The 23,874-nt window shown below is 64.3% G+C and carries 22 protein-coding genes; 3 read left to right on the plus strand and 19 right to left on the minus strand.

The window, feature by feature from the left end:
* Window positions 1–5: 5 nt before the first annotated feature.
* The 7 genes from hybB to KOL99_RS09350 form a co-directional block, all read right to left on the minus strand.
* Entirely contained in the window at window positions 6–1,337 is a 1,332-nt protein-coding gene (hybB, locus tag KOL99_RS09320; protein WP_216510169.1) for a Ni/Fe-hydrogenase cytochrome b subunit, read from the minus strand.
* Entirely contained in the window at window positions 1,337–2,263 is a 927-nt protein-coding gene (gene hybA / locus KOL99_RS09325; RefSeq protein ID WP_216510170.1) for a hydrogenase 2 operon protein HybA, read from the minus strand. The genes hybB and hybA overlap by 1 nt, the downstream gene beginning before the upstream one ends.
* Window positions 2,247–3,356, minus strand: coding sequence for a hydrogenase small subunit (locus KOL99_RS09330; protein ID WP_216510171.1), 1,110 nt, complete (start codon window positions 3,354–3,356; stop codon window positions 2,247–2,249). Before KOL99_RS09330 ends, hybA begins: the two co-directional genes overlap by 17 nt.
* A 215-nt stretch (window positions 3,357–3,571) precedes the next feature.
* On the minus strand, window positions 3,572–3,904 hold the full coding sequence (gene hypA / locus KOL99_RS09335; protein ID WP_216510172.1) for a hydrogenase maturation nickel metallochaperone HypA: 333 nt from the start codon (window positions 3,902–3,904) through the stop codon (window positions 3,572–3,574).
* A 65-nt stretch (window positions 3,905–3,969) separates the two neighbouring features.
* Window positions 3,970–4,890, minus strand: coding sequence for a sensor histidine kinase (locus KOL99_RS09340; RefSeq protein WP_216510173.1), 921 nt, complete (start codon window positions 4,888–4,890; stop codon window positions 3,970–3,972).
* A 345-nt stretch (window positions 4,891–5,235) separates the two neighbouring features.
* Entirely contained in the window at window positions 5,236–6,606 is a 1,371-nt protein-coding gene (locus tag KOL99_RS09345; RefSeq protein ID WP_216510174.1) for a sigma-54-dependent transcriptional regulator, read from the minus strand.
* A gap of 27 nt (window positions 6,607–6,633) precedes the next feature.
* The gene (locus tag KOL99_RS09350) at window positions 6,634–8,478 is read right to left on the minus strand and encodes an MEDS domain-containing protein (RefSeq protein ID WP_216510175.1); all 1,845 of its coding nucleotides are present in this window, start codon (window positions 8,476–8,478) and stop codon (window positions 6,634–6,636) included.
* A 275-nt stretch (window positions 8,479–8,753) separates the two neighbouring features.
* On the opposite strand from KOL99_RS09350, the gene KOL99_RS09355 reads away from it, so the two are divergent.
* On the plus strand, window positions 8,754–8,975 hold the full coding sequence (locus KOL99_RS09355) for a hydrogenase maturation nickel metallochaperone HypA (RefSeq protein WP_236025914.1): 222 nt from the start codon (window positions 8,754–8,756) through the stop codon (window positions 8,973–8,975).
* 112 nt (window positions 8,976–9,087) lie between these two features.
* Here KOL99_RS09355 and KOL99_RS09360 read toward each other — a convergent pair whose 3' ends face one another.
* Window positions 9,088–9,810, minus strand: a complete 723-nt coding sequence (locus KOL99_RS09360) for a spermidine synthase (protein ID WP_216510177.1) — start codon at window positions 9,808–9,810, stop codon at window positions 9,088–9,090.
* An 18-nt stretch (window positions 9,811–9,828) separates the two neighbouring features.
* Entirely contained in the window at window positions 9,829–10,749 is a 921-nt protein-coding gene (rsgA, locus tag KOL99_RS09365; RefSeq protein WP_216510178.1) for a ribosome small subunit-dependent GTPase A, read from the minus strand.
* 307 nt (window positions 10,750–11,056) lie between these two features.
* Here rsgA and KOL99_RS09370 point away from each other — a divergent pair, with 307 nt between their 5' ends.
* Window positions 11,057–11,494 carry a GSU0071 family protein gene (locus KOL99_RS09370; protein WP_216510179.1) on the plus strand — a complete coding sequence of 146 codons (438 nt, stop codon included), beginning with the start codon at window positions 11,057–11,059 and terminating at the stop codon, window positions 11,492–11,494.
* On the opposite strand, the gene KOL99_RS09375 is transcribed toward KOL99_RS09370, so the two are convergent.
* The 6 genes from KOL99_RS09375 to KOL99_RS09400 all read right to left on the minus strand — a co-directional run bounded on the left by KOL99_RS09375 (window position 11,443) and on the right by KOL99_RS09400 (window position 18,254).
* On the minus strand, window positions 11,443–12,099 hold the full coding sequence (locus KOL99_RS09375; RefSeq protein WP_216510180.1) for an HAD family hydrolase: 657 nt from the start codon (window positions 12,097–12,099) through the stop codon (window positions 11,443–11,445). The two genes, KOL99_RS09370 and KOL99_RS09375, sit on opposite strands and share 52 nt — an antisense overlap.
* A 41-nt stretch (window positions 12,100–12,140) precedes the next feature.
* Complete coding sequence (locus KOL99_RS09380) at window positions 12,141–14,321, minus strand: alpha/beta fold hydrolase (RefSeq protein WP_216510181.1); 2,181 nt, start codon at window positions 14,319–14,321, stop codon at window positions 12,141–12,143.
* Window positions 14,318–15,079 carry a glycerophosphodiester phosphodiesterase gene (locus KOL99_RS09385; protein ID WP_216510182.1) on the minus strand — a complete coding sequence of 254 codons (762 nt, stop codon included), beginning with the start codon at window positions 15,077–15,079 and terminating at the stop codon, window positions 14,318–14,320. Before KOL99_RS09385 ends, KOL99_RS09380 begins: the two co-directional genes overlap by 4 nt.
* 88 nt (window positions 15,080–15,167) lie before the next feature.
* Window positions 15,168–16,658, minus strand: coding sequence for a phosphate acyltransferase (locus tag KOL99_RS09390; protein WP_216510183.1), 1,491 nt, complete (start codon window positions 16,656–16,658; stop codon window positions 15,168–15,170).
* Window positions 16,642–17,727 (minus strand): butyrate kinase, encoded by a 1,086-nt coding sequence (gene buk, locus KOL99_RS09395; RefSeq protein ID WP_216510184.1) that lies wholly within the window; start codon window positions 17,725–17,727, stop codon window positions 16,642–16,644. The genes KOL99_RS09390 and buk overlap by 17 nt, the downstream gene beginning before the upstream one ends.
* A 62-nt stretch (window positions 17,728–17,789) precedes the next feature.
* A complete protein-coding gene (locus KOL99_RS09400; RefSeq protein ID WP_216510185.1) occupies window positions 17,790–18,254 on the minus strand; it encodes a pyridoxamine 5'-phosphate oxidase family protein in 465 nt (154 codons plus the stop codon).
* A gap of 351 nt (window positions 18,255–18,605) precedes the next feature.
* Between KOL99_RS09400 and KOL99_RS09405 the strand changes: the two genes are divergently transcribed.
* Window positions 18,606–19,100 carry a chemotaxis protein CheW gene (locus KOL99_RS09405; RefSeq protein ID WP_216510186.1) on the plus strand — a complete coding sequence of 165 codons (495 nt, stop codon included), beginning with the start codon at window positions 18,606–18,608 and terminating at the stop codon, window positions 19,098–19,100.
* Window positions 19,101–19,384: 284 nt separating this feature from the next.
* Here KOL99_RS09405 and KOL99_RS09410 read toward each other — a convergent pair whose 3' ends face one another.
* From KOL99_RS09410 to KOL99_RS09425, 4 genes are all read right to left on the minus strand, one after another.
* Complete coding sequence (locus KOL99_RS09410; RefSeq protein ID WP_216510187.1) at window positions 19,385–21,094, minus strand: methyl-accepting chemotaxis protein; 1,710 nt, start codon at window positions 21,092–21,094, stop codon at window positions 19,385–19,387.
* Between the two features lie 269 nt (window positions 21,095–21,363).
* A complete protein-coding gene (locus tag KOL99_RS09415) occupies window positions 21,364–21,999 on the minus strand; it encodes a response regulator (protein ID WP_216510188.1) in 636 nt (211 codons plus the stop codon).
* A 125-nt stretch (window positions 22,000–22,124) separates the two neighbouring features.
* Window positions 22,125–22,775 (minus strand): response regulator, encoded by a 651-nt coding sequence (locus tag KOL99_RS09420; protein WP_216510189.1) that lies wholly within the window; start codon window positions 22,773–22,775, stop codon window positions 22,125–22,127.
* Complete coding sequence (locus KOL99_RS09425) at window positions 22,775–23,866, minus strand: PAS domain-containing sensor histidine kinase (protein WP_216510190.1); 1,092 nt, start codon at window positions 23,864–23,866, stop codon at window positions 22,775–22,777. The genes KOL99_RS09420 and KOL99_RS09425 overlap by 1 nt, the downstream gene beginning before the upstream one ends.
* Window positions 23,867–23,874 lie beyond the last annotated feature (8 nt).

A 23,874-nucleotide genomic window follows, 5' to 3' on the forward strand; every position in this document is an offset into this window, starting at 1 on the left:
TAATGTTAGTGCGCGTGCGCCTCGGTCTGCGGCAGCGGCTTCTCCGCCCCCTTGTGCTTCTTCGCATGTCCCTTCTTCTTGTGGGCGCCGTGCAGGTCCATGTTGGGGAGGACCGGGAACAGTGCCACGAAGACCTTGTAGCCCAGGATCTCCAGGGCCACGATGCCGACCGTGATCATCACCTCGGCGAAGGAGGGGAAATACTTCCATCCCTGCCCCGGGTTGAAGCCGATCAGGTAGACGTTGAAGCGGTACAGGGCGCCCCCCAGAACGATCATGGACGCCGAGATGAAGAGCCAGCGCGCCGACCTTCTGCACTTCTTGACGAAGAGGATCAGCGAACCGCAGGCGACCAGCAGGAACTCGGTCATAAACCAGCCGGAGTAGAAGTCGCCCTTCAGTGCCGCGTGAATCTGGCCGCGGTAGGAGAGGTCGCCGATCACGACGGTAAGCCAGATCACGGTCACAAACGGGATCAGCCCGGCGAGGCCGGAGAGTTCCTCGATCTCGAAGGGACGCTTGAAGGAGTAGCTCGAGATGATCGACTCGAGGATAGCGATGGAGTAGCCGATGAAGACGCAGTTCAACAGGAACAAAAGCGGCAGGAAGCCGGTGTGCCAGAGCGGATGCAGCTTGGTCGAGGCGATGAGGAGCAGGCTCCCCAGCGAGGACTGGTGCATGGTCGGCAGCGTGATGCCCAGGACGATGAAGAAGATGAGGACCTTGTTCAGGCGCGGGTTGAGCCAGGCGGCCCCGAGGCGCACCATCTCCAGCTTGTCTTCCATGGTCTTCTTGTCCGGCGCGATCTTCGGGTGCAGCCAGTTGCGGATCGCGTTCATGCGCTCCCACTTGCTCTTCTCGATCGAGGTGAGGATCGCCGGGAGGAACTCCAGGATCAGGACCGTCGAGTAGGCCATGACGCAGAGTGCCACCTCGAACATGGCGGAGTTTGCCTGCCACTTGCTCGGGATGAAGAAGTTGTAGGCGTTCCAGGGACGGCCGAGGTCGACCATGACCGAGAAGCCGGCCAGGCCGTAGCCGAACATGGAGGTGAGGATCGCCGAGCGGATCATCGGGTGGTACTGCATCCGGTTCCGGATGTAGACCAGGATGGCGACCGCGTAGCCGCCGCAGGCGATTGCCGTGCCGGTGGCGACGTCGTAGGTGATCCAGATGCCCCAGGGGTAGCCGTCGCTCATGTTGGAGACGGCGCCGATCCCTTTCACGTAGCGCACGCCCACGAAGTAGAAGCCGAGCAGCACCACGGAGAGGAGGATGAAGAAGGATTTGGTAAAGATCCTACCTTCCAGCTTCTGGTATTCTTCACTGTGTCCCATTACTTATCCCCCTTCTGGTGATCGTCGTCGTGCCCCTTGTGTTTCTTCATGTTCTTCACCGCGATGAAGCAGAGGGTGCTGTACAGGGCCACCGGGGCGATGAAACCCTTGTAGATGGTGTGCTGGATCTTCTCGGAGAACTCGGCCGGTGCTTCCGGCTTGATCTCGGGGAGACCGAGCTTGTTGAACGGCATGGAGGCCAGGTAGAGGTGGTTGGTGCCCCCCCCTTCGTGCTCGCCGTAGACGTGGGCGACGTACTTGTCGGGCGCGTCCTTGAGCCTCTGGTGCGCTTCCTCCAGCAGGTCCTTTCTCTTGCCGAACTTGATGGCGCCCGCCGGGCAGGTCTCGGCGCAGGCCGTGATCCCCTTCTCGCGCAGGTTGGTCGCCTTGCACAGGTCGCACTTGACGATCTGCGGTACCGCCTTTTCCCACTGGAATTTCGGAATGTTGTAGGGGCAGGCGATCTGGCAGTAGCGGCAGCCGATGCAGGTGTTCTTGTTGTAGTCGACGATGCCGGAGATCTTCTCCTTGGTCATGGCCGAAACCGGGCAGACCGAAACGCAGGAGGGTTTCTGGCAGTGCATGCAGGAGTACTTCACGTAGCTCCAGCGCTTCTCGCTCTCCTTGAAGAGCTTGATCAGGGTACGGGTCGAGCCGGAGAGGTCGCTCGGGGCATCCCACAGGCCGTCCTCGTCGAACTTCGCCTTCTCGTAGGAGAGTGAGCCGTAGTCGGAGTTGACCCTCTTGCAGGCCGACATGCACGCCTTGCAGCCGACGCACTTGGTGGCGTCGTAGAGCATGCCGAGCTCTTCGTTGTTGACCTGGAGTCCTTCGTTGGCCAGGGCGTTACCCGCGCCGCAGGCCAGAAGGCCCGCGCCGGTAGCGCCGGCCAGCTTCAGGAAGTCGCGTCTACTTGTCTTTTTCATGGGCATCCTCCTGCGCCTCACCGCCCGGAAGCTTCTTGGCGAGCATCGCGCCGGCGCCAAGTGCCGCACCGGCCGCGAGACCGACGAAGCCGGTGGTCAGCGGGTCCGGCCCCTTCCCTTTTTCCTTCAGGTCCACCGGGGCGTAGCTGTCGAACGGCGTCGGCTCGTGGATCTGCACCTTCTCGGCGATGGCGGTCTTGAAGAGGATGTCCGGCTCGGTGCAGCCGATGCAGGGGTGACCGATGGAAACCGGCCAGGCGCCCACGTCGTTGAAGCGCTGCACGGAACAGTTGGCATAGGTGGCGGGACCCTTGCAGCCCAGCTTGTAGAGGCAGTACCCCTGGGCGTGGGTCGGGTCGCCGTAGGCCTTGGCGAAACGGCCGGCGTCGAAGTGCGGACGACGCTCGCAGTGCTCGTGGATCCTCCTGCCGTAGGCGAACTTCGGACGGCCCAGCTGATCCAGCTCGGGCACTTTCTTGAAGGTCAGGTAGTAGAGCACGGTGGACAGGAAGTTGTAGGGGTTGGGGGGGCAGCCGGGGATGTTGATGATCGGCTTGTCCTTGATGATGTCTTTCACGCCGACCGCGCCGGTCGGGTTCGGGGAGACGGACTGGATGCCGCCGTAGGAGGCGCAGGTGCCGATGCTGATGATGGCGGCGGCGCCTTCGGCCGCGTGCTGCAGGGACTCGAGGGCGGTTTTCCCGGAGACCTTGCAGAAGATGCCGTTCTGCTTGGTCGGGATGGCGCCTTCCACGACGAGGATGTACTTGCCGTGGTTGGCCTTCATGGAGTCGTGCAGCGCCTGCTCGGCCTGGTGGCCCGCGCCGACCATGAGGGTCTCGTGGTAGTCCAGCGAGATCATGTCCAGGATCAAGGTTGAAATGGTGGGGTGGGACGAACGCAACAGCGACTCCGAGCAGCCGGTGCACTCCTGGAAGTGAAGCCAGATCACCGCAGGGTTGCCGTTTTTCTCAACGGCCTCGGCCACCTGCGTATGCATGGCGAAGGGAAGCCCCATCATCGCGGTGGCGGTGACACAGGCCTTCATGAAACTCCTGCGGGTGACCCCTTCGCAAAACATCTCTTCTTTCATAACAAGCCTCCTCGAGATAAATCAAACCGCACGTATACGGCAACACCCGTGCCAATCGAGTAAACAAAATTTGCAATTGTAATACACTGGAATCACAGAGCAAAAAAAATGGCGCCCGCGGAAGCTCTCCGCGCGGCGCCTTTCTTTGCTTCATTTTGTTGGGTACTTCTGTCCCGGCTTTGTATCATTTTGTCCCAAGGGCGGGACAAAACGTGTCAGGCCAGTTCCAGTTCCTTCACCCTCAGTTCCTCGCCCGAGACGATGGCGAGGCCGAAGGCGCCGCACCCGGGACAGGGGGAAAAGAGGCTTTGCAAGGGGAATTCACCGTGGCAGGCGGGACAGGTTCCCCGCCCCGGCACCTCCTCGATGGTCAGCTTGGCCCCCTCCAGCAGGGTTCCCTTGGTGCAGGCCTCGAAGCAGAACTCCACGCTCTCGGGCACCACCCCTGACAGTTCCCCGATCTCGAGGACCACCTCCATCACCCTGCGCCCCGCCGCGTGTCCCTCGCAGATCTCCACCACGCTCTGGGTTATGCTCATCTCGTGCATGCCCGCCTCCGATTTTAATGTGGAGGGGATGATAGCAGATCCGGACGCGCGGCAAAAGGGGCTTTTCAGGTGATGCAGGACTGCAGCGTGAAGAAGAAGGTCGCCCCCTTGTCCACCTCGCCTTCGGCCCAGATGCGTCCGCCGTGGCGGTTGATGATGCGCTGCACCGTGGTGAGACCGATGCCGTTGCCGGGGAACTCGCTCGAGCTGTGCAGGCGCTGGAAGGCGTGGAACATCCGTTCGGCATTGGCCATGTCGAAGCCGATACCGTTGTCCTTCACGAAGCAGGTCTTGTCCGCTGCGCTCTCCCGGGCGCCGAACTCGATGCGGGCCACCTCGCGCATCTGGGTGAACTTCCAGGCGTTCCTCAACAGGTTCTTCATGGCGATCTCAAGGAGGTTATGGTCGCCGAAGGTGCGGATCCTGGGCTGGATCACGAATTCCACCCTGCGGTCGGGGGTCCCCTGCGCGAGGTCGGCGGCGGTGTCGTTGACGATCTCGGACAGATCGACCACCTCGCGCTTCAGGCTCAGGTAGGAGAGCTGGGAGAGCTGCAACAGCGCCTCGATCAGGTCGTTCATGTGCTGGCTGGATTTGAAGATCCGCTCCAGGTAATCCATCCCCTCCAGGTCGAGCCGGCCCGCGTACTGTTCCTGCAGGGCGCGGGTGAAGCCGCAGATCCTCCTGAGCGGCGCGCACAGGTCGTGGGCCACCGAGTAGTTGAACGCCTCCAGGTCCCGGTTGATCGATTCGAGCCGCTCGGTCTGTTCCGTGAGCAGGCGCTCCACCTGTTGGGTCAGCTGGCTGATCTCCTCGTTGTTGGGTCGCTCCAGGAGCATGTTGCGTATGGTCTCCAGGGAGGTGTGCACCGCCGACTTCAGATCGACCGCGTAAGAGGCGTTCAGCATGCTCGACGCTATTTCCTTGTCTATGGTCAAATACCGTCCCTCCCCGTTGTTCCTCTTCGCCTTGTACGTATCGGTCATGGGGCACCCCCTGTTGACCTCGCCCCCCGAGGGGCTGCATCAGAAACGTCTTGCCGGTGCACCTAAAGCGGCAGCGGCCACTTCCCGGTACAGACGTCCCTGCCATCGTAAAAGCTCTACTTCGCCATGCTTCCATCGTGGTAGCTCAGCAGCAACCGTGCCGATATCGCCGGCCAGCTCGATTCCTGCTTTTCCGGCAACTTCCCCGCGTCGCTCCGTCATCCGCCACACCGGATCCGGCAACAAAGGTTTACCGTTTTGCTCGCGTATGGCGCCGAGGCCTTGCCGGAGGCGGATCGAAGGTGAGCAACGTTTGTGGCAGGTGCAACGTCCGTTGCGGGCGGCTCAGGCCGATTTCCTCCTGAGCCGGTTGTTGAGGGCTTGCCTGGAGATCCCCAGCAGAGTCGCGGCCTCGCCCTGGTTGCCGTTGGACATCCGCAGCGCCTCGCTGATCAGGTGGGACTGCGCCTCCTTGATGCTGGGAAAGCCGTTGAAGATGACGGTGACGACTTCGTGCCCCTCCACGGTGAGTCCCCTCCCGGAGGTGGCGCTCATCTTGGAGCGGAAGGCCGCCAGGGAAAGGGGACCCTTCTCGTGCAGGGCGACGGCGTCGTACACCATGGCCTGCAGCTCGCGCACATTGCCCGGGAAGTGGTACCGCTGCAACAGCCGCGGCAGCTCGGACGGGTACCAGGGGCGCTTCTTTGCCATCTGGCGGGAGGCGAGGGTCACGAAATGTTCCAGCAGCAAGGGGATGTCCCCCTGCCTCTCCCTGAGCGGCGGGATGTGGAGCCGGTGGCAGCTGAGCCGGTAGTAGAGATCCTCGCGCAGCCTTCCCTGCTCCAGGAGTTGTTTCAGGTCCCGGTTGGTGGCCACCACGATGCCGGCATCCGTCTTGGCCGCCGCGTCGCTCCCAAGAGGAAGGTACTCGTGCTCCTGGATCAGCCTCAAGAGCTTCACCTGGGCCCCCTCGCGCAAATCGCCAATCTCGTCCAGGAACAGGGTCCCCCCCGCCGCCTTCCTGATCAGCCCCTCGCGGTTCTCCTGCGCGCTGGTGAAGGCCCCCTTGCGGTGCCCGAAGAGGGTGTCGGAGAAGACGGCATCGTCCAGCCCCGCCACGTTCACCGTCACCAGCTCCCCCTTTTTGCCCGAGCAGCGATGAACGGCCTCGGCGAAGAGCTCCTTGCCGACGCCGGTCTCCCCGGTGATCAGCACCGGTTGCCCGGTGTGCGACACCGCCTGGGCCCTTTTCATGAGCCTCAGCATCTGGCGGTCCTCGGTGACGATGTCCGGGAAGGGCATGCGCCGACGGCGCAGCCGGTTCTCGTCCTCGGCGGGCCCCAGGGCCCGGTCGATGGCGGCGAGGAACAGCGCGTTGTCGATCGGTTTCAGCAGGTAATCGCAGGCGCCGGCGCGCATGCAGGAAACCGCCTGCCCCACCTCCGCCTGCCCGGTGATGATCAGGACCGGCAGGTGCGGGAACTCCTCCACCAGGAGAGGCAAAAGCTCATGCCCCTGCACGGTGGGGAGCGCCAGGTCCAGGACCACCAGGGCGGCGTCGTTGCGCCGCAGGTAGGGAACCAGCGCCCCACCGTCCTCGAACGTCAGCACCGGGCCGACGCCGTGCCCCTGCAGAAGCGCCCGGTAGATCTGCAGCACCTCCTGGTCGTCATCCACCACCACAACCGGCAACGGCGTCGTTTCCTTGCTTTTCATGACCAGCCTCTCTGCCCGTAAAGGTCGCTAGACCTGGAAGTAGAGGGTCCCCCCCTTCCCGGCCTGCTCCGCGCTCCAAATCCGTCCTCGATGCAGGTTGATGATGCGCTGCACCGTGGCCAGGCCGATGCCGCAGCGGCTCCGCTCCGTGCCGCTACCGCCGGCCGGCGCCTCGCACAGGCTCGCGCCCAGCCGGGGCCCGTTGTCGCTCACATAGCAGCTGCGTTCACCCTCGACCTGCGCCGTCCCGAACTTGATCACCGGGTGTTTCACCCCGATGGTGCTGTGCCAGGCGTTCTCCAGCAGCTGCTCCATGGCCAGGCGCAGCATTTCCTTGTCGCCGGTGACCGTGACCCCGTCCTCGATCCGGAAGTCCACCGGACGCTGGGCCTGGTCGGAGAGCTGCGCCGCGATCTCCGAGGCCATGGCGCTCAGGTCCACCTCCACCGGCTGGAGCTCGGCCGCGGCCAGCGCGTTCATCCGTTCCAGCGCAGCGATGGCGCCGGAAAGGTCCGCCGCCGAGGCCCTGATGCTGTCCAGCAGCTCGCGGCTGGGGCGGTCGAGCTGCGCAGCGGAGAGTTTGTGCAACCTGCCGCAGTCACCGCTGATCCGTGCCAGTCGCGTCCCCAGGTCGTGGGCCACCGCCTGCCCGATCCCCTCGAGTTCGGCCGTGCGCGCCGCCAACTCCACCTTCAGCGCCCTGAGCCCGTTCTCCGCCTGTACCCTGGTGCTGAGGTCAAGCCCGATGATCCAGTTCACCCACCCCGTGATGGGGACGTAACGCGAGATGTTGGACCACGCGAGGAGCTTGGGAGAGCCGTCCTTGCAGCGGATGTTCCACTCCCGCCCCCGGTAGTCCCCCCCCTGCGGCGGGTGCGCCGACACCACATCTTCGCGCAGTTCCCCGTCGACCTGGAGTAGTTCCAGCATCGGTTTCCCCATCACCTCCTCCCCCCGGAAGCCGGTGACGCGCTCGAACTCGTGGTTGCAGGCGGCCAGGCGGTCGCCGTTGTCGAAGGCCATCATGACCACCGGGAGGTGCTGCAGGATGGTCTGCAAACGCCTGCGGTTGGCGAGGAGCGCCTCATCCTTCTCGTGGATCTCCTGCTCGCTGGCCCGCAGGGTATCCTCTTCCTGCCAATTCTCATAGATCTTGCGGGCCAGGGCCGCGTAGGCCTGCTCCAGTTCCTGCTTGAGCCGCTCGCTTTCCGCCTCCACCATGGTCATGCGCTGCGAGGCGGCCAGGAATACGTCCAGTTCGCAGACGGCGGCCTTCCGGCGCGGATGCGCGCCCGGCGGAATGAAAAGCGGGTTCTCGCACACCCTGCCGCCGCTGACCAGCCCGGGGTGGATCCGGGCCATCTCCAGGAGCAGTTCCGGGCTGAACAGCCGCCGGTCGTACAGGCAAAGGAGCGCGGTGTCCTGTTCCGCCGCGAACTCGGTAAGGTCGCGTTCGAACCGGTGCAAGAGCTCGAGCGACTTCTCGTCCTTGATCGCCCAGGCCATGTCGCAGATGATGCGGGTCCCACTGAACCCCTCGGCGGTGGCGCCCGCGCAGATGTTGCGCAGGAGCTCCATGATGCGCTCCTGCTTGAACACCCCGCCCCTGAGCCAGGTCTGCTTCACCGGCAGCAGGACCAACGCGCCGCTGTCCTGCTTTTGCACATCGACTACGTTTCGCAGCAGCCGTTCCAGCTTCTCCTCCGCGGCGTGCAGGTAGACGCAGCGCTCCCCGATCGCCACCCCCTTCTGGATGAAGGGGAGCGCCGGGTTTAACACCTCCGCCTCGCCCTGGTAGATCAGGCAGAGGTGATCGTGACTGTTGACGACGCCGATGTCCGCGATTTCAGTGGAGCGTTTCTCTTCTTCCATCAGGGTGATCTCCTCGCTCGGATGGACATTAAAAAACACCAACACAATATACTGGAATCGATCGCCATTGCAATAACGACCAGGGCGATTTTAGCGGCGCCGAGGGGGTGAAAACGTTTGGTAAACGTGGTTTTTTGACTGATGTCAAAGCGGGAGGGCGCGGCACCGTGCTAGCCTGCGCACGCTGGTGAATCCAAGGGAACAAGGGAGGCAGGATGTGCGATTGCGGTTCGGGTAGCTCCAGGAGCGGTGGCCCCTACGCCACGGGAAGGGATTTGGTTGAGTTTGTGCTGGCGGCACACGGCGGGCGGGTGGCCTGTTCGCCGCTGCCCAACGCACTCGAGGTGCGGTGCCAGGAATGCGACAAGGAGTTCGTGCTGCGGACCTTCGTACAGGGATGCCCCTCCTGTGGCGGCATCCACGCGGTCTCGCCACCGCGTGCGAACGACCCCGCCGCGGTGCAGTACGCGGGCGCGGACTTCGGCGCCGCCGCCTAGCGGCGGAAGCCGCTAGAGACCTTCCTCCCCTCTCCCCAGGGGAGAGGGGGGCCCTCACCCAGCCCTCTCCTAGTGGGAGAGGGGGCATGCAAGTAATAGCCACGGGTGCCGTTCAGCGGCGGGACGGACGTTTCGGACGCCCCTGGGGACGTGATTCGGGGCGGGACTCCAGGCGGGCCAGGTAGACCACGTGGCGCAGTCCGCCACGGCCGGGACGGTCACAGGTAACCGAGAAGCCGGCCTGGCGTAGGCGCTTGTCGAAGCCCTGGTCGTAGTTCTCACCCCAGACCGCGAAGACGCCGCCGGGCTTCAGGGCCCCCTTGCTCAGCTCGATGGCGATTTCTCCGTAGAGCGGGTCCATGACCTTGTCCGTCCTGGCGTGCGGGCCGGTGTAGAGGTCGAGCACGATGGCGTCGAAGCGGTTGTTACTCATGGCGCTTCGCCTGATCACGTCGGCCACGTTGGCGATTTCCACCTCGACCCGGGGATCGTCGGCCGCCCCGTGGGTCAGCGGCGCCAGCGCCCCGCGGCACCACTGCAGCACCACCGGGTTCAGTTCCGCGACCAGCACGCCGGCCTGCTCCGGCAACTGGTCCAGCACCGCCCGCAGGGTGATCGCCATCCCCAGCCCCCCCACCAGCACCCGCGGCGCCGCCGCGTGCTTCAGGTGACCGCAGGCCACTTCTCCGAGGGCGACCTCGGAGCGGTGCAGCGAACTGTTCATCAGGACCAGCCCGTTCACGGTGATCAGGAAATCCTTCTCGCCCCGTTGTCTTAGTTCCAGAACCCCGTCACCGGTGGTCACGCTTTGCAATACTTTCCAGGGCTGCGCCATTTATATCCTCTTTTGTAGTTACTTTTTCCAGTTGCGCCGCTGCGCCGCCTCTTCCAGGGCCTCGACCTCGCTCAAAAGCACCAGGTAGGTCTGGTAACGCTCCTCGCTGATCGCGCCGGAACCAACGTCGTCGCGCACCGCGCACCCCGGCTCCTGCCGGTGGCGGCAGTTGTTGAAGCGGCAGCGATGCTCCCGCAGCGCCTCGAAGCCGGGGAACCAGACGGCGAGCTCGGGGACGGTAATGTCCACCAGCCCGAAATCGCGAAAGCCGGGGGTGTCGACCAGTTCACCGCCGCCGGAAAGGGCGTGCAGTGACGAAACGGTGGTGGTGTGCCGGCCGGTCCAGTTGTAGTCGGAAAGCGCCCCCACCTTCAGGTTCAGTTCGGGGCAGAGCGCGTTCATCAGCGAGCTCTTCCCCACGCCGGTGGTGCCGACGAAGGCGCCCCGGTGCCCCTGGCGCAGGAACTCCCGCAACGGCTCGATGCCGGCGCCGGTGACCGTGCTCAGGGGGAAGCAGGGGACGATGCCGCCATAGACGCGGCCGGTGGCGTCGCCTAGCTCGGATGCCTCGGGGAGGTCGCACTTGTTGAAGACGACGAAGGGGGAAAGCCCGGCGGCGCGGGCGGCGACGATGGCGCGGTCCAGAAATCCGGAGGGCGTGCCGGGAGCGAGCACCACGCCGAGCACGTCGAGGTTGGCGGCCAAAAGGTGGACCCCCCCCCTGGCGTCGCGCCGGCTCAGCTCGGTCTGCCTGGGAAGCCGGTTCAGGACCTCGCCGGCCACGGTGACCCGGTCGCCGACCACGTGCCCGGAATTGCGCTTCACCTTCACCATGCGCCGCTCGCCCGAATCGAAGAGCACCTCGACCGCCACCCCGAAATGGGAAACGATGAGTCCCTGTTCGGCCCCGCCCTTCCCCTGCTGATTCTTGTTACCCATACCCCTCCACGCCTGAGTTTCAGACAGTTACGCCCCGTCTCGCTTCCAAACCGGCTCCGAGAGTACGGCAGGAGCGAAAAGTTGTCAACTAAAGCAAATTTGCGCCGATAATTGGAGCAGATACGCGAGCTGTGACCGGTTGACACCGGGATTGTTTTGCACCATAGTTTGCCTTATGCAAGAGACCGGACCCACCGGTGCCAGAGCCCGATTTCACTACTTGAACCGATGGGCGAATCAACGCCCCTCACATAGAGATCCGATCGGACGCAGGAACATCACGACCAGGCGTCCAAAGGTGGCTGCCATGAGTAAAGAGACCGTGGATGAAGCGATCGACATGTACGTGAAGGAACGGATGGTGAGAGGGAAGCAGATGGCCATCACCCATTTCCTGGCCAGCCTGTACCTGAAGGAACAAAGCGAAGGGATCATAGAGAGCATGCGCAGGGTCCGGGGGCTCACCCGCTACTACATGGACCTCACCAAGGTGATGCTGAACCCCTTCAAGGGGCCCGAGGTGGCCTGGCTCTTCTCGATGGTGAACATCGCGATCTACGCCTGCTTCCTGCTGTCGGTCGACGAACAGCGGATGCTCGGCATCGCGCTCCTCTCCGGGACCCTGGTCAACGGCGGCTACCTGATCCACAACATGACCAAAAAGTGGTGCGACATGCACGTCATGCTGGCCATCTACGACGAGATCGTGCAGATAGCCGACCACGAGCTGGAGACGCTGGCCTGAAGCGCCTGCGCCAGCTCGGCCAGGCTCCCCACCGCGAGGTCGGTGAGCTCGGGCCAGCGGAAGGCGCGGGCGGGGTCGACGTGAACGGTGCCGGCGCCGGCCGCGCGACCGGTCTGCAGATCGAAGGCGTAATCACCAACCATCACCAGTGCCGCTGCGGGGACTCCCCAGCGGCATGCCAGTTTGTGGATGCCGTCAGGGTCGGGCTTGGCCCGCGCGTCGTCCCGCCCCAGCACGTCCCCCGCGCCGATGAACGGCAGCAGCCCGATGCGCGACAGGGTGGTCAGCGCGTTGTCCCTGGTGTTGCGGGTGAGAACGCCGATCCGGGTGCCGCGCCCGTGCAGGAGCTGCAAGAGTTCCAGCGCCCCCTCGGCCGGTTCCGTCCGCCCCGCCAGTTCCTCCTCGATCGACTGCAACAGCGCCCGGGCCCGCATCCCTTCCGCCTCGGGTAGTCCCTCAAGGTGCCCCAGGATGTCGGTTCCCTGCGGGACTCCCAGCACGTTCCTTATGTGGGCGAAGTCGTGGATGGCGACGGTGAGGGTGCCGTCCAGGTCGAAGACCCAGTGTGTTTTCCGCAATATGCCCTGCCGGCTGTCGTTTTCCATACCACCTTTGTAGCAGATCCCGACAAATCTGGAAAGCCCCGCTACTCCCGCGCCGGACCCTCCCCCACCCCGGCCGCCCCGAGCATGGTGTCCAGGAAGGCGCCCACCGCGGCGTGCACCTCCTCGGATCCCGCGCCGGCGAGGATGCCGTGGCGCGTGAGCGGGAACCTCTGGTAGCTCTTTTGCTCGCTCCCCAGCATCTCGAAGAGCCGCTGCGAGCCGCGCGGGTCGACCACCGGGTCCCCCTCGGACTGCAGCACCAGGACTGGCGTCGTTATGCGGGCGAGCTTGGGCTCCAACTCGCTCATGAAACGTTCCATGGCGCGCAGCGCGCTGACCGGGATGCGCGAGTAGTTAAGCTCCGGACGTTCCGGCACGCTCTCGACGAACTCCTTCTTGGCCCACTGGTAGCTGAACACGTCCATGACCCGGTTCCAAACCGTCACCGCGGGGGCGAAGCGGGAAGAGATGTCCAAAAGTCGCTGCGGCGGACAGACGGCGAAGACGCCGGCGGCGTCTCCCACCCGGCTGGCGCAGTCAAGCGCCACCCCGCCGCCGAAGGAAAAGCCCCCCACCACGACCCGGTCGCACAGCGCCTTCATCAGGGCATAGCCCAAGTCCACCGATTGCACCCACTCGCTGCCGCTTCTGAGGGCCAGGTCCTCGGGGGAGGTGCCGTGCCCTTTCAGCCGCACCAGGTAGACCCAGAGCCCCTTCCCCTGCAGGTAGCGGGCGAGCTCCAGCATCTGCGCCGGGACCGAGAGGAGCCCGTGCACCAGCACCACGCCCACGCGGCTGGAGGCCCCCTTCAGCAGTACGGGCATCCCCACCTCGCTGTCCTTGCTTTCCCCCTCGCGGAAGTATGCGCGATAGTCGGCGTCGAACTCCTCGAGGGCCTGCCGCTCCAGGATCTGCGCCACCTTCTTGCGCACCAGCCAGACCGGCAGCCAGGCCATCAGGTGCACCTCGCGCTGCAGCACGGTGAGGGGGAGCACCTCGTTGGCGATGACGCCGATGGGGTTGTCGATGCGGGCGCGCTGCATCTCGAAGGGCGCGGAGAACTTGGCCCGGTCCTTCACCAGCTCGCCGTCCCTTCGCACCACCACCCCCTTCTCCAGGGCCAGTTCCCGGAACTCGCGGTACTTGTGGTAACGGTCGTCGGTCAAAAGCGAGACCTGGTCGGTGCTGAGGCTTTGGTGCAGCTTGCAGGTGGTGTTCCTCAGGCAGAGCTTGGTCATGAGGAAGACCCTGCGCCGGAAGTCGTCCTCGTCGATTGCCTTGAAGGGGTAGGCCCTGAGCAGCGAGGCGAAGAGATGGTCGTGATTCACCGTGGTGAGGTCGTAGATGCTGCTCATGTAGCGCTGCATGAGGCGGTTGGCCTCGTGCTTCATCTCGTTGATGGACGGGAGCCGGTCGTCGAAGCCGTAGCTGGCGGTGGAGACGATGTCGGCCTCGACCTCCCTGCTCCCCAGGTAGGTGGAGGGGTCGATGGGACTGCCGAAGCGGATGTCGATATCCACACCGGAGAGGAGCATGCTCCCCTCGGTGAGGACCTCCTCCTTCAGGTGCTGGGGCGCCTCGCGCAGGAAGAGCTCGGTGAGCCTGCTGAGCGCGTTCTCCCGGGCGCGCAGCGGGTAGTAGGTGATGTTGACCGGGACGATGTGGCACTTCCCCTTCTTGAGCGGCCCGAGGTCGGGGATCTGGAACATCCCCTGCAGACGGGCCACCTCCTCCGGCGCCACCCCCTGGAGCTTCAGCATCCTCTGCCGGTAGAACTCGGTGCGCAGCGCGAGCGTCGCGGCGCCGGAACGGGGGCGCACCCCGCTGGAGGGAAGCAAAAGGCGCTTTCGGAACAGCTCCTTGTCCTTCACCATCCGCCCTTCCGGGAAGATGATCCAGCTCGCCTCGCCGGTCAGGAGGGTCTTGACGATGACCCGGTCGCGGTCCGGGTTCCTGGTGGAGACCGCCCCCATCAGGTCCAGGAAGCGCCCCAGGGGGCCCGCGAACAGGGAGGCATCGGCCAGGGACCAGACCGGGATTTTGGTCAGGCGGTAGATGTGGTAGGGGAGCAGCACGGTCTCGATGCGGGTGAAGTGGTTCACCACGAAGATGACCGATCCCTCCGGGATGTGCTCCTTGCCGTGGACGTTCACCCGCAACTTGGAGAACCCCTGCAGCATCGCGATCATGCGACCGGTGGCGAGGTATGCCTTGCGGTTCATGGTTTCTCCCGGGGAAGCTCCAGGGCGCGGCGCAGCCATCCCGGGCGGTTGGTCATGATGGAGTCGACGCCGAGGTCGCGAAGCCTCGCGGCGCCCTTTGCCGAATCGACGGTCCAGACGTGGATCTCCAGCCCGCGGGCTCGCAGCTCGCCGACCAGGGAGGCGTCCAGTATGGCGCGGTCGCGGCTGGCCAGGCCGTCGGCGCCGATCGCGGCCAGCCGGGAAAGCACCTCCGCGCGGGAGGGATGCCAGCCGCCGCGCCAGCGGTAGTCGCACAGCCAGCAGGCGCGATAACCGGGGAGACGCTCCTTGAGCGCGGCCACCAGCAGGTGGTCAAAGGCGAGGAAGCGGATCCGCTCTTCGGAGATGCCGGCGCGTGCCAGGTCGGCGGCCAATGCGTCGAGGATCTCGACCCCGGACTTGAGCTCGATCAAGAGCTTCTTGCCCGGAGGGAGCAGTTCGAGCACCTGGGGCAGGGTCGGGATCGGCTCCCCCCGCCATTGGTCTCCCTTCCAGCTCCCTGCATCCAGGCGCCGCAGCTCGGCCAGGGTGGACTCGGCCACCGTGAGGTCTCCCCCCGCGGTGCGCGAGGTGCCGGAGTCGTGCAGGCAGACGATGCTGCCGTCGCGGGTCAGGCGAAAGTCGGCCTCGATGCCGTCCGCCCCCTGTGCGAAGGCGAGCCTGAACGAGGCGAGGGTGTTTTCGGGAGCGTCACGGGAGGCGCCACGGTGGCCGATGATGAGCGGGGTGCTGGGCATGCTTTCCTCGCGTCGGAGTGATCAAACGTTCATTAGCATACCCGGCCGCCGTCGGGAAAGCAAACAGCAAAGGGAAGGTCCGTCCTCTTCACCCCTCGCGGCGCAGATAGTGGCCGTAGAGGGAGCTGGCGCAGATGGTGAGAAACTTGGTGAGGTCGCTGTCGCTCCTCGAGGTAAGGATGATGGGGGCGGAAGCCCCGAGCACCACGTTGGCCACCTCGGCCCCCATGGTGAACACCCAGCTCTTGTAGAGAAAATTCCCCCCCGAGATGTGCGGCACCACCAGGATGTCGGCCTGTCCCGCCACCGGGTTGCCGGTGAGCCCCTTCTTGCGCACCGAGTCGGGGTAGAGTGCGAGGTCGTAGGAGAGCGGGCCGTAGACCTCGGCCTGCGGCCATTGGCGCCGTGAGAGCTCCTGCTCCAGGAGCGTCGTGGGGATGTTGGCGGAAGGTACCTCGTTCGCCTCGAGAAGCGCCACCTTGGGGCGTTCGACCCCCAGGGCGCGCGCCACCTGGATGGCGTTGTCGATGATGTCGATGGCCGAGGCCGCCTCCTGGTGCGCGAAGAGTTCGGGGTTGATGGCCGGGTCGGTCAGGAAGATGAGCCGCTCCACGCCGGGGAGCTCGAAGATGCTCACGTTGGAGAGCCTCCTGCCGGTGCCGATGCCCGCCTCCCGGGAGAGCGCCGCCTTCATCAGGACGGCGGTGTTGATCCCCCCCTTCATGAGGAGATCCCCCTGCCGGGTCGCCACCAGCTCCACCCCGACGCGCGCCGCCTCCCGCTCGTGATCGGCCTCGCCTGAGACGGCAACGAAACGATACTGCTTCTCGAAGATCAGGAGCTCGCCGCAGGTCTGCCGCACCAGGTCCGGATCCCCCACCAGGAAGACGGTCTCAAGGATCCCTTCCTCGATCCCCTTGTTCACCGCCTTGAGGGAACCGCGATCCGGGCAGACCAGCACCACCTTCTGGCGCGGGGCGAGTCTCGCCGCCTCGATCAGGCTCTTCATGCCGTGCCCCTTGGTGAGCTGCAGCATTGACTCTCCCTTGTAGAGCACCGCGACCAGCCGGGAGGATTCACTGAGCGAAGTGAGCGCGTGGGGCAAAAGGGAATCGAAGTAGAGGGAATCACCCGCCTCGAGGTGGAAGGGCTCGCCGTCGACGGTGACCTCGAGCTCGCCGGAGAGGACGAACAGGAACTCCTCGCCGGGGTGACGGCTCAGGTCCGGTTCACACTCCGGGGCGCGGTACAGGTCGACCACGAAGGGCTCCAGGTGCCGGCCGGCATAGGCCTGGGCCAGGCTCTCGTAGTGCAGGGCATTGCGGCGGTCCACGCCGACCCGCTCGTCCTTGCCGGTCTTCACCGCCCGCTTCCCGGATTCCTGGTCGCCCCCCAAAAGGCGCGAGATGCCGACGCCGAGGAAGGTGGCGAGCCGCAACAACTCCGAGATGCCGGGGGAGAGCTGGTCGGCGAGCACCCGGTCCAGGGTCTCCTGATCCCATCCCAGCGCCTCGCGCACCTCGTCCATCGGCACGCCCTTCGCCGCGACCACCTCACTCAGGTTAGGTCCGATCTTCATGGGCTCCTCCCTGGTAACGGCGCGCCGCCTCGGCGCCGGTGAGCGCGCGGAGCGCCCCGTCGATGAGCGCCTCGATCTCGAACTCTCCGGGGCGCACGAACAGCGGCGCGATGAACTCCACCCGCCGCCGCACCCCAGCCACCACGGTCGCGCTGAAGGCGAGCCCGCCGGTCAGCACGATGCCGTCCACCTCCCCGGCAAGGGCGGCGGCCAGGGCACCGATCTCCTTGGCGATCTGGTACACCATCGCCTCCAGCACCAGGGCGGCCCAGCCGTCCCCGTCCCTGGCGCTTTGTTCCGCCTCGCGCAGGTCCACGGTGCCGAGGTAGGAGAAGACGCCCCCTTTGCGCGCCACGATGCTCTTCAACTGCTCGGTGCTGAAGGCACCCTGCTCCACGAGTTGCAGCACCCCGACCACCGGCAGTCCCCCGGTGCGCTCGGGCGAGAAGGGGCCGTCGCCGTTGAGGCCGTTGTTCACGTCCACCACCTGCCCCTTGCGGTGCGCCCCCACGGTGATGCCGCCGCCAAGGTGCGCCACGATCAGGTTCAGCTCCTGGTAGGTTTTCCCCAGTTCGCGCGCCACCTCGCGCGCCACCGCCTTCTGGTTCAGAGCGTGGAACATGCTGCGCCGCTCGATGCCGGCCATGCCCGAGAGACGCGCGACCGGCCACATCTCGTCGATCACCGGCGGGTCGACCACGTAGGCCGGCACGCCCTGGCGCGCGGCCACCGCGTGGGCCATGACCCCGCCCAGGTTGGCCGCGTGCTCGCCGCTCACCCCCCGTATCAGGTCCCGCAACAGCGGTTCCTCCACCAGGTACACCCCGCTGGGGACCGGACGTACCAGGCCGCCCCGCCCGACCACCGCGTCCCAACGCACCTGGTCGGCGCCGGTTTCATGCAGGTAGCGCAACAGGTGCTCCATCCGGTAGTCCAACTGCTCCATCACGGCGTGGAACCCCTCCATCTCGCTGCGTGGGTGCTCGATCGACGCCTTGACGAGCTTCCCCGCGCGCCGCACCCCTACCTTGGTCGACGTGGAGCCGGGATCGATGGCCAGGATGTTCATGCGGACCTCGCTTGTTGAGCGGTCAATGGTTGCTCTTGGCGGTCAGTGGTTGTTGTTAGCGGTCAGAGGTTGCTTTTGGCTGCCATGGAGGAGATGTCAACGGCGAACACCGTCGTCGCGGCCAGGGTCGCCTCCGGGAACTCGAAGCTCCCCGAGGCGTACTGAGCCATGATTATACCGAGCGCCTCGCACTTTTCCCGGTAGCCGTCGATCACCCGCGCGCTGCCGAACCCGACTACGCTGCGGAACTTCATGGTGAAGTCGCAGGGCTTCTCCGCCGGCAGCACCGCACCGTGCTCGACCACGGTGAAGCAGACCCGGTTGTTCTGCTGGATGACCTCCAGTTTCCTTCCCGCCGCGGCGCAGTGGAAGTACAGGGTTGAATCGCGGTAGCCATAGTTCATGGTAACCAGGTACGGCTCCCCCTGTACCGCCAGCGCCAACTGGCAGATCTTTCCTTTTTCCAGGATCTCGTTGGCTAACTGTGCCGAGAGTTGCCGGTCCTTTCTTCTCATCGTTTCATCCATGTCGTTCTCCCCTGTTTCATGCAAGCTGTCATAGCCATAGGTCAATAAGTCGAAGCACCCCAATGCCCGGCAAGTCTGCATAATGCCTTGCATTAACGGCAAAGTCCAGGCCTTTTGAGAGGGCGTTGCATCCCCTGTCGCGTCCTCTTCATGTTGCCTCCACAAGCAAACCAGCACCGGGTGCATCGATACTTTGCGAGCCCCCATTTTTTTTGCTCAATAAATTGATGAAAGTGACGATACCTATGCATGGGTGCCGAGCGCAGCCACGGCCTTAGTCAAACAGCTACTTGATTGGTTGTTCCCATAGACAGGCCTACCGACAGTCAACACGGAGAGAGGAGAGAGAACATGGCGGTCGAGACGATTACGGAAACTACCCAGTATCTGACCTTCAAGCTGGAGGACGAGCTGTTCGCCCTCGACATCGGCAAGGTACGCGAGGTGCTGGATTTCACCTCCATCACCAAGGTGCCGCAGACGCCGGACTACATGCGCGGCGTCATCAACCTGCGCGGCAGCGTGGTCCCGGTGGTGGACCTGCGGCTGAAGTTCGGCATGGCGATGGCCGAGCAGACGGTCAACACCTGCGTCATCATCGTCGAGGTGGAACTGGAGGGCGAGCGGGTGGTCATGGGGGCGATGGCCGACGCGGTCCAGGAGGTCATGGACCTCGAGCCCGACCAGATCGAGCCGCCGCCGCGCATCGGCACCAAGCTGAACACCGACTTCATCAAGGGGATGGGCAAGCACAACGAGCAGTTCATCATCATCCTCGACATCGACAAGGTCTTCACCACCGGTGAACTGGCGATGGTCCAGGAGTTGGATGGGGTAGCAGCCTAGAACACATAGAAACCAGACGATGTAAAGGGCAACCGCACGATGCGGTTGCCCTTTTTTTTGGCCACACCAGTCGGAGGCCCAGGTGTCATACCGTGCGTCCCCCTCCCCTTGCGGGAGGGGGGCAAAAGGACAGGCCGGCAGTTAGGGGGTGGCTGGATTGGCTGGATTGGCTGGATTGGCTGGATTGGCAGAGGCGGCGGCAGCCGAAAAAAGCGCCGTCCCGGAGGACGGCGCGTCATGGCATGGCATCACAGGCGGCCCTCAGGCCGCCGATACGATCAAAGCTAGTACTGCTCGAAATCCGTGTCGCTCGAGTTCTTGTCGCTCAGGTCGATGTCGTGCCCGACCGCCTTCTTCACCGCTGCCGAATTACCGCCGGGAACCGCTGTTTTGGCATAGGTCAGCGGCTTCCCCGGTGCCGCGCCCGGCTGCCCCGCGGGAGCCCTCTTGGCCGCAGGGGCCACCCTTTTCATGCGCTCGTCGCCGATCTGGAAGAAGGAAACCGCGCTCTGCAGCTGTTCGGCCTGGCTGGAAAGTTCCTCGGCGGTTGAGGCCATCTCTTCGGAGGCGCCGGCGTTGGACTGGATCACCTGGTCCAGTTGCTGGATGGCCCTGTTGATCTGGTCCGCGCCGGTATCCTGCTCCCTGCTCGCCGCGCTGATCTCCTGCACCAGTTCGGCGGTCTTCTGGATGTCCGGCACCATCTTGGCGAGCAGGTCCCCTGCCTTCACCGCGACATCGACGCTGCTCGCGGAAAGCTCGCTGATCTCGGCGGCCGCCTTCTGGCTCCGTTCCGCCAGCTTCCTTACCTCGGAGGCGACCACGGCAAAGCCCTTGCCGTGCTCCCCCGCCCTGGCCGCCTCGATGGCCGCATTAAGGGCCAGGAGGTTGGTCTGACGCGCGATCTCCTCGATGATGCCGATCTTGCCGGCTATCTCCTTCATGGCGCTCACGGTCTCCAGGACCGCCGCTCCACCTTCACGGGCGTCCTGGGCGGACTTCACCGCGATCTTCTCGGTCTGGATGGCGTTGTCGGCGTTCTGCCTGATGTTGGAGGACATCTGCTCCATGGAGGAAGAGGCTTCTTCGGCCGCCGCAGCCTGCTCCGAGGCTCCCTGCGACATCTCCTCGGCCCCGGAGGAAAGTTGCTGGCTCCCCGACGCCACGTTGTCGGAAGCGCTCTTCACCTCGGCGACGATTCCTTTCAGGCGCCCCACCATGGTATTGAGGGCCGCCGCCAGCTGACCGACCTCGTCCTTCTGGTCGATAGCGACGGTTTGGGTCAGGTCTCCCTCTGACACGGCAGTCGCGAACTCCACGCCGCGCCGGAGCGGCAGGCTGATCATCCGGGAGATAACGATCCCCAGCGCCAGACCGAGCAGGACACCGCCCGCCACCAGGCCCACCATGAGTTTCATGCTTGCCTTGTAGATCCTGGTGGTCTCCAGCGACGCATCCTTGGCGTTCTCCTCCTTCAGGCGGGACAACTCGGTCAGGGCATCGTCCACCATGTTCTGCTTGGTATGCGCCTCGCCGAAGGAGAGTGCCACCGCCGAGGAGCTGTCGTTCAGTTTGTCCCGCGTGCCGAGCTCAATCACCTTCTGCTGCACCGAGAACCACTCTTCGTTGGCCGCCTCCAGTTTCTTCAGGAGCGCCTTCCCCTTTTCGGAGTAGTACAGCGGTTTTGCCTTATCGAGCCACTCCTTGTAGCCGGCCTTGTACTTGTTGATGTTGGTGAGGTACTTCTCCCGCTCCTGCTGCGTGGTGGCAAGGAGGAAGTTCTTCTCGGCCCGGGAGATGTAGATCAGGTTGACGTTGGCCTCCTTGATGTAGGAGACCCCCAGCAACTCTCTCATGTACATCTCATCTGCCATGTCGTTGATGGTCCCCATGTTGCGGATGCCGATAATTCCGACCACGGCCGTTATGACCGCTACCGCTGCAAACGACGCAACAAGTTTAGTGCCGACCTTCAGATTGGTGAACCATTTCATGTGCAATCCGCCTCTGTGTGGGGTTATCGCTGCGCGCGACGGCCTGTGGCGGCCCATCGCGTACGGTCTCCTCATTCATCGACAACCGGGGCGCGCGGTGAATCAGAAAAACGCCTGTTTTAGGCGGATTTTTGGCCGAGACGACTGCACGACTGCTCGGGCGCACGTGGCCACAGGGAGAGGAAAAAGGGCAAGGGCGGAGGACGCAACAGGGTAAAAGGGAACTGACAAAGGGGGTGAAGCGGGTGGCGAGGGGGGCGGCCCAGGGGTCAATCGAGGGAGAGCAGCCCTTCCCTGATGGCGAACTTGGTGAGGCTGGCGATGTTGGTGAGGTTCAGCTTTTTCATGAGGTGCATGCGGTGGGTTTCCACCGTCTTGGGACTGATCTTGAGCTGGGTCGCGATCTCCCGGGAAGTCTTTCCTTCGGCCATCAGCACCAGCACCTCCTCCTCGCGGGAAGTGAGCGGCAACTTCCCGGCAGCGGACTGGAGTTCGTGGTCCAGGACCCCCTGGAGGTGAGAGCTGAGGTAGAAGCCGTTGTCCGAAACGATGCTGATGGCGTTGATGATCTCGTCCGCCGGGCAGCTCTTCACCAGGAACCCCTTGACCCCGGCGTCCATCGCCTGGCGCACCGAGCGCGCGTCGCCGTACATCGAGAGAACCAGCACCTTCATGTCGGGGAAGGCGCTCAGGATGCAGCGGCTCGCCTCGATGCCGTTGCCGTCGGGCATCATCAGGTCCATGAGGATGAGATCGGGCCGCAGTTCATAGGTGAGGCGCACGGCCTCCATCCCGCTGGCGGCCTGGGCCACGACTTCGAGGCCCGGTGCTTTTTCAAGCATCGCGATCAGGCATTCGCGGATCAACGCGTGGTCGTCGGCAAGGAGGATTTTGGTGGTCCGCATCGTGTCCTGTTAGTTGCTGCTTCGCGCGAGTTCAAGTCCGCAAATGAGAGGCAACTCTAACAAATTAGACACGGGTCTCGATATCAGGGTTTATATGATACGAAACGGATATTTTCCTGATCTAATTAATTATCCAGGCTGGTAACCCCCTCCCGGATGGCGAACTTGGTCAGTTCGGCGATGGAGTGCAGTTTCAGCTTCTTCATGATCTGCTGCCGATGGGTGTCCACGGTCTTGACGTTGATCTTGAGCAGGAAGGCGATGCTCTTGGCGTTGTTCCCCTCCGCGATCAGCTGCAGCACCTCCCTTTCCCGCGGGGTCAGCGCAGCCTCACCCTGGTTGAAGGAGTCCGGGATCCTCTTTATGTAGTCGTCGATGACCACGCCGATGATCCCCGAGCAGACGTAGATCTCGCCCGCCGCCACGGCCCGCACCGCATGCACCAGTTCGGCCGAGGTGCAGTCCTTGAGCAGGTAGCCGCGTGCCCCGGCCCTGAAGGCCTGGGCGACGAAACGCTTGTCCTTGTACATGGAGAGGATCAGTACCCGCGCCGACGGGCATTCCACGCCGAGCCGCTGGGTCGCCTCGATGCCGTTCATGCCGGGCATGCTGGTGTCCATCACGATGACGCCGGGGGAGACCTTCGCGGCTGCCTCCAGCGCCGATCTGCCGTTATCGGCGTCGGCGACCACCGTGATGTCCGGGAACTTCTCCAGCAGGATGCGAATCCCCTCCCTGACTATGCTGTGGTCGTCGACTATCATCACGCGTATCATCACCAACTCCCTTTGTTGTTCTCGTCAGGATCCGGCAAGGGGACGCCGACCGTCACCTCGGTGCCGCCGGGACCGGAACGGAGCTCCAGCTGCCCCCCGAGATGCTGCACCCGCTGCCGGATGTTGAACAGGCCAAAACCTGACATCGGCCGGTCTCCCTCAATCTGCTCTGGAAAGCCTTTGCCGTCATCGGCGACCTTCAGCTCCAGGCGGTTGCCGTCATCCCGGATGGCAATGGCGACCTTGTGCGCCTGGGCGTGCTTGACCACGTTCACCAGGAGTTCGCGCACTACGTGGTAGAGGGTCGCCCCCAGTTCCTCGTTCAGCTGTCCATGCAGGTCGCTGCGAAAGCTCACCTGCAGCTTGTGCTTGGCCTCGAACTGCTCAGCCAGCCAGTCAAGCGCCGCCTCCAGCCCCACCTCGTAGAGCAGCGGCGGGCTGATCTGGAAGGTGAGGCTGCGGACTTCCTGGATGGTCCGCTCGAGCAGAAGCTCAAGCTCCCTGACCGTCCGGGTCACACCGGCGGAGAGCTTGAAATCCTGCCGGCAGTCGCTCAATTTCAGCTTGGCCAGGGCCAGGTTCTGCCCGATCTCGTCGTGCAGTTCCGCGGCGATCCTGCGCCGCTCCCGCTCCTCCGCCAGCGATAGCTCGATCGCCAGCCCCCTCAGTTGCTCCTGGTTGGCAAGCAGCAGTTCCTGCGCCTGCACCTGTTCGGTGATGTCGCGGGAGATGCTGAAGATGCCGCTGACCCTGCCGCTGGCGTCGAAGAGCGGCCCCTTGGTGGAAAGAAAGACGCATGGCCTCCCCTGCCGATCGACAACCTGCTCCTGCATGTTGGAGCTCGCCGCCGACGCCATCACCATGTGGTCGTTTTCGCGCAGCACCTGGACCACCTCGTCGGGGAAGAGGTCGCTGTCGTCAAGCCCCAGGATCTCCTCCGCCGGCTTGCCGTACCACGTGGCCGCCTGGCGGTTGATGAGCAGGTAGCGCCCCTCGAGGTCTTTCGCGTAGATGAGATCGGGGGTGCCGTTCACCACGGCATCAAGGAGTTCCTGCGTTTTATCGGGCTGGTCCGTTGATGGCTGTGACATGCTTACAC

Origin of the sequence: Geomonas azotofigens, assembly GCF_018919395.1 — a bacterium.
GTDB classification, from domain to species: domain Bacteria; phylum Desulfobacterota; class Desulfuromonadia; order Geobacterales; family Geobacteraceae; genus Geomonas; species Geomonas azotofigens.

Excerpts from the sequence above, each read along its gene's own strand:
- hybB (WP_216510169.1), bottom strand. The coding sequence starts at position 1,337 with ATGGGACACAGTGAAGAATACCAGAAGCTGGAAGGTAGGATCTTTACC.
- hybA (WP_216510170.1), bottom strand. The coding sequence starts at position 2,263 with ATGAAAAAGACAAGTAGACGCGACTTCCTGAAGCTGGCCGGCGCTACC.
- KOL99_RS09330 (WP_216510171.1), bottom strand. The coding sequence starts at position 3,356 with ATGAAAGAAGAGATGTTTTGCGAAGGGGTCACCCGCAGGAGTTTCATG.
- hypA (WP_216510172.1), bottom strand. The coding sequence starts at position 3,904 with ATGCACGAGATGAGCATAACCCAGAGCGTGGTGGAGATCTGCGAGGGA.
- KOL99_RS09340 (WP_216510173.1), bottom strand. The coding sequence starts at position 4,890 with ATGACCGATACGTACAAGGCGAAGAGGAACAACGGGGAGGGACGGTAT.
- KOL99_RS09345 (WP_216510174.1), bottom strand. The coding sequence starts at position 6,606 with ATGAAAAGCAAGGAAACGACGCCGTTGCCGGTTGTGGTGGTGGATGAC.
- KOL99_RS09350 (WP_216510175.1), bottom strand. The coding sequence starts at position 8,478 with ATGGAAGAAGAGAAACGCTCCACTGAAATCGCGGACATCGGCGTCGTC.
- KOL99_RS09360 (WP_216510177.1), bottom strand. The coding sequence starts at position 9,810 with ATGGCGCAGCCCTGGAAAGTATTGCAAAGCGTGACCACCGGTGACGGG.
- rsgA (WP_216510178.1), bottom strand. The coding sequence starts at position 10,749 with ATGGGTAACAAGAATCAGCAGGGGAAGGGCGGGGCCGAACAGGGACTC.
- KOL99_RS09370 (WP_216510179.1), top strand. The coding sequence starts at position 11,057 with ATGAGTAAAGAGACCGTGGATGAAGCGATCGACATGTACGTGAAGGAA.
- KOL99_RS09375 (WP_216510180.1), bottom strand. The coding sequence starts at position 12,099 with ATGGAAAACGACAGCCGGCAGGGCATATTGCGGAAAACACACTGGGTC.
- KOL99_RS09380 (WP_216510181.1), bottom strand. The coding sequence starts at position 14,321 with ATGAACCGCAAGGCATACCTCGCCACCGGTCGCATGATCGCGATGCTG.
- KOL99_RS09385 (WP_216510182.1), bottom strand. The coding sequence starts at position 15,079 with ATGCCCAGCACCCCGCTCATCATCGGCCACCGTGGCGCCTCCCGTGAC.
- KOL99_RS09390 (WP_216510183.1), bottom strand. The coding sequence starts at position 16,658 with ATGAAGATCGGACCTAACCTGAGTGAGGTGGTCGCGGCGAAGGGCGTG.
- buk (WP_216510184.1), bottom strand. The coding sequence starts at position 17,727 with ATGAACATCCTGGCCATCGATCCCGGCTCCACGTCGACCAAGGTAGGG.
- KOL99_RS09400 (WP_216510185.1), bottom strand. The coding sequence starts at position 18,254 with ATGGATGAAACGATGAGAAGAAAGGACCGGCAACTCTCGGCACAGTTA.
- KOL99_RS09405 (WP_216510186.1), top strand. The coding sequence starts at position 18,606 with ATGGCGGTCGAGACGATTACGGAAACTACCCAGTATCTGACCTTCAAG.
- KOL99_RS09410 (WP_216510187.1), bottom strand. The coding sequence starts at position 21,094 with ATGAAATGGTTCACCAATCTGAAGGTCGGCACTAAACTTGTTGCGTCG.
- KOL99_RS09415 (WP_216510188.1), bottom strand. The coding sequence starts at position 21,999 with ATGCGGACCACCAAAATCCTCCTTGCCGACGACCACGCGTTGATCCGC.
- KOL99_RS09420 (WP_216510189.1), bottom strand. The coding sequence starts at position 22,775 with ATGATACGCGTGATGATAGTCGACGACCACAGCATAGTCAGGGAGGGG.
- KOL99_RS09425 (WP_216510190.1), bottom strand. The coding sequence starts at position 23,866 with ATGTCACAGCCATCAACGGACCAGCCCGATAAAACGCAGGAACTCCTT.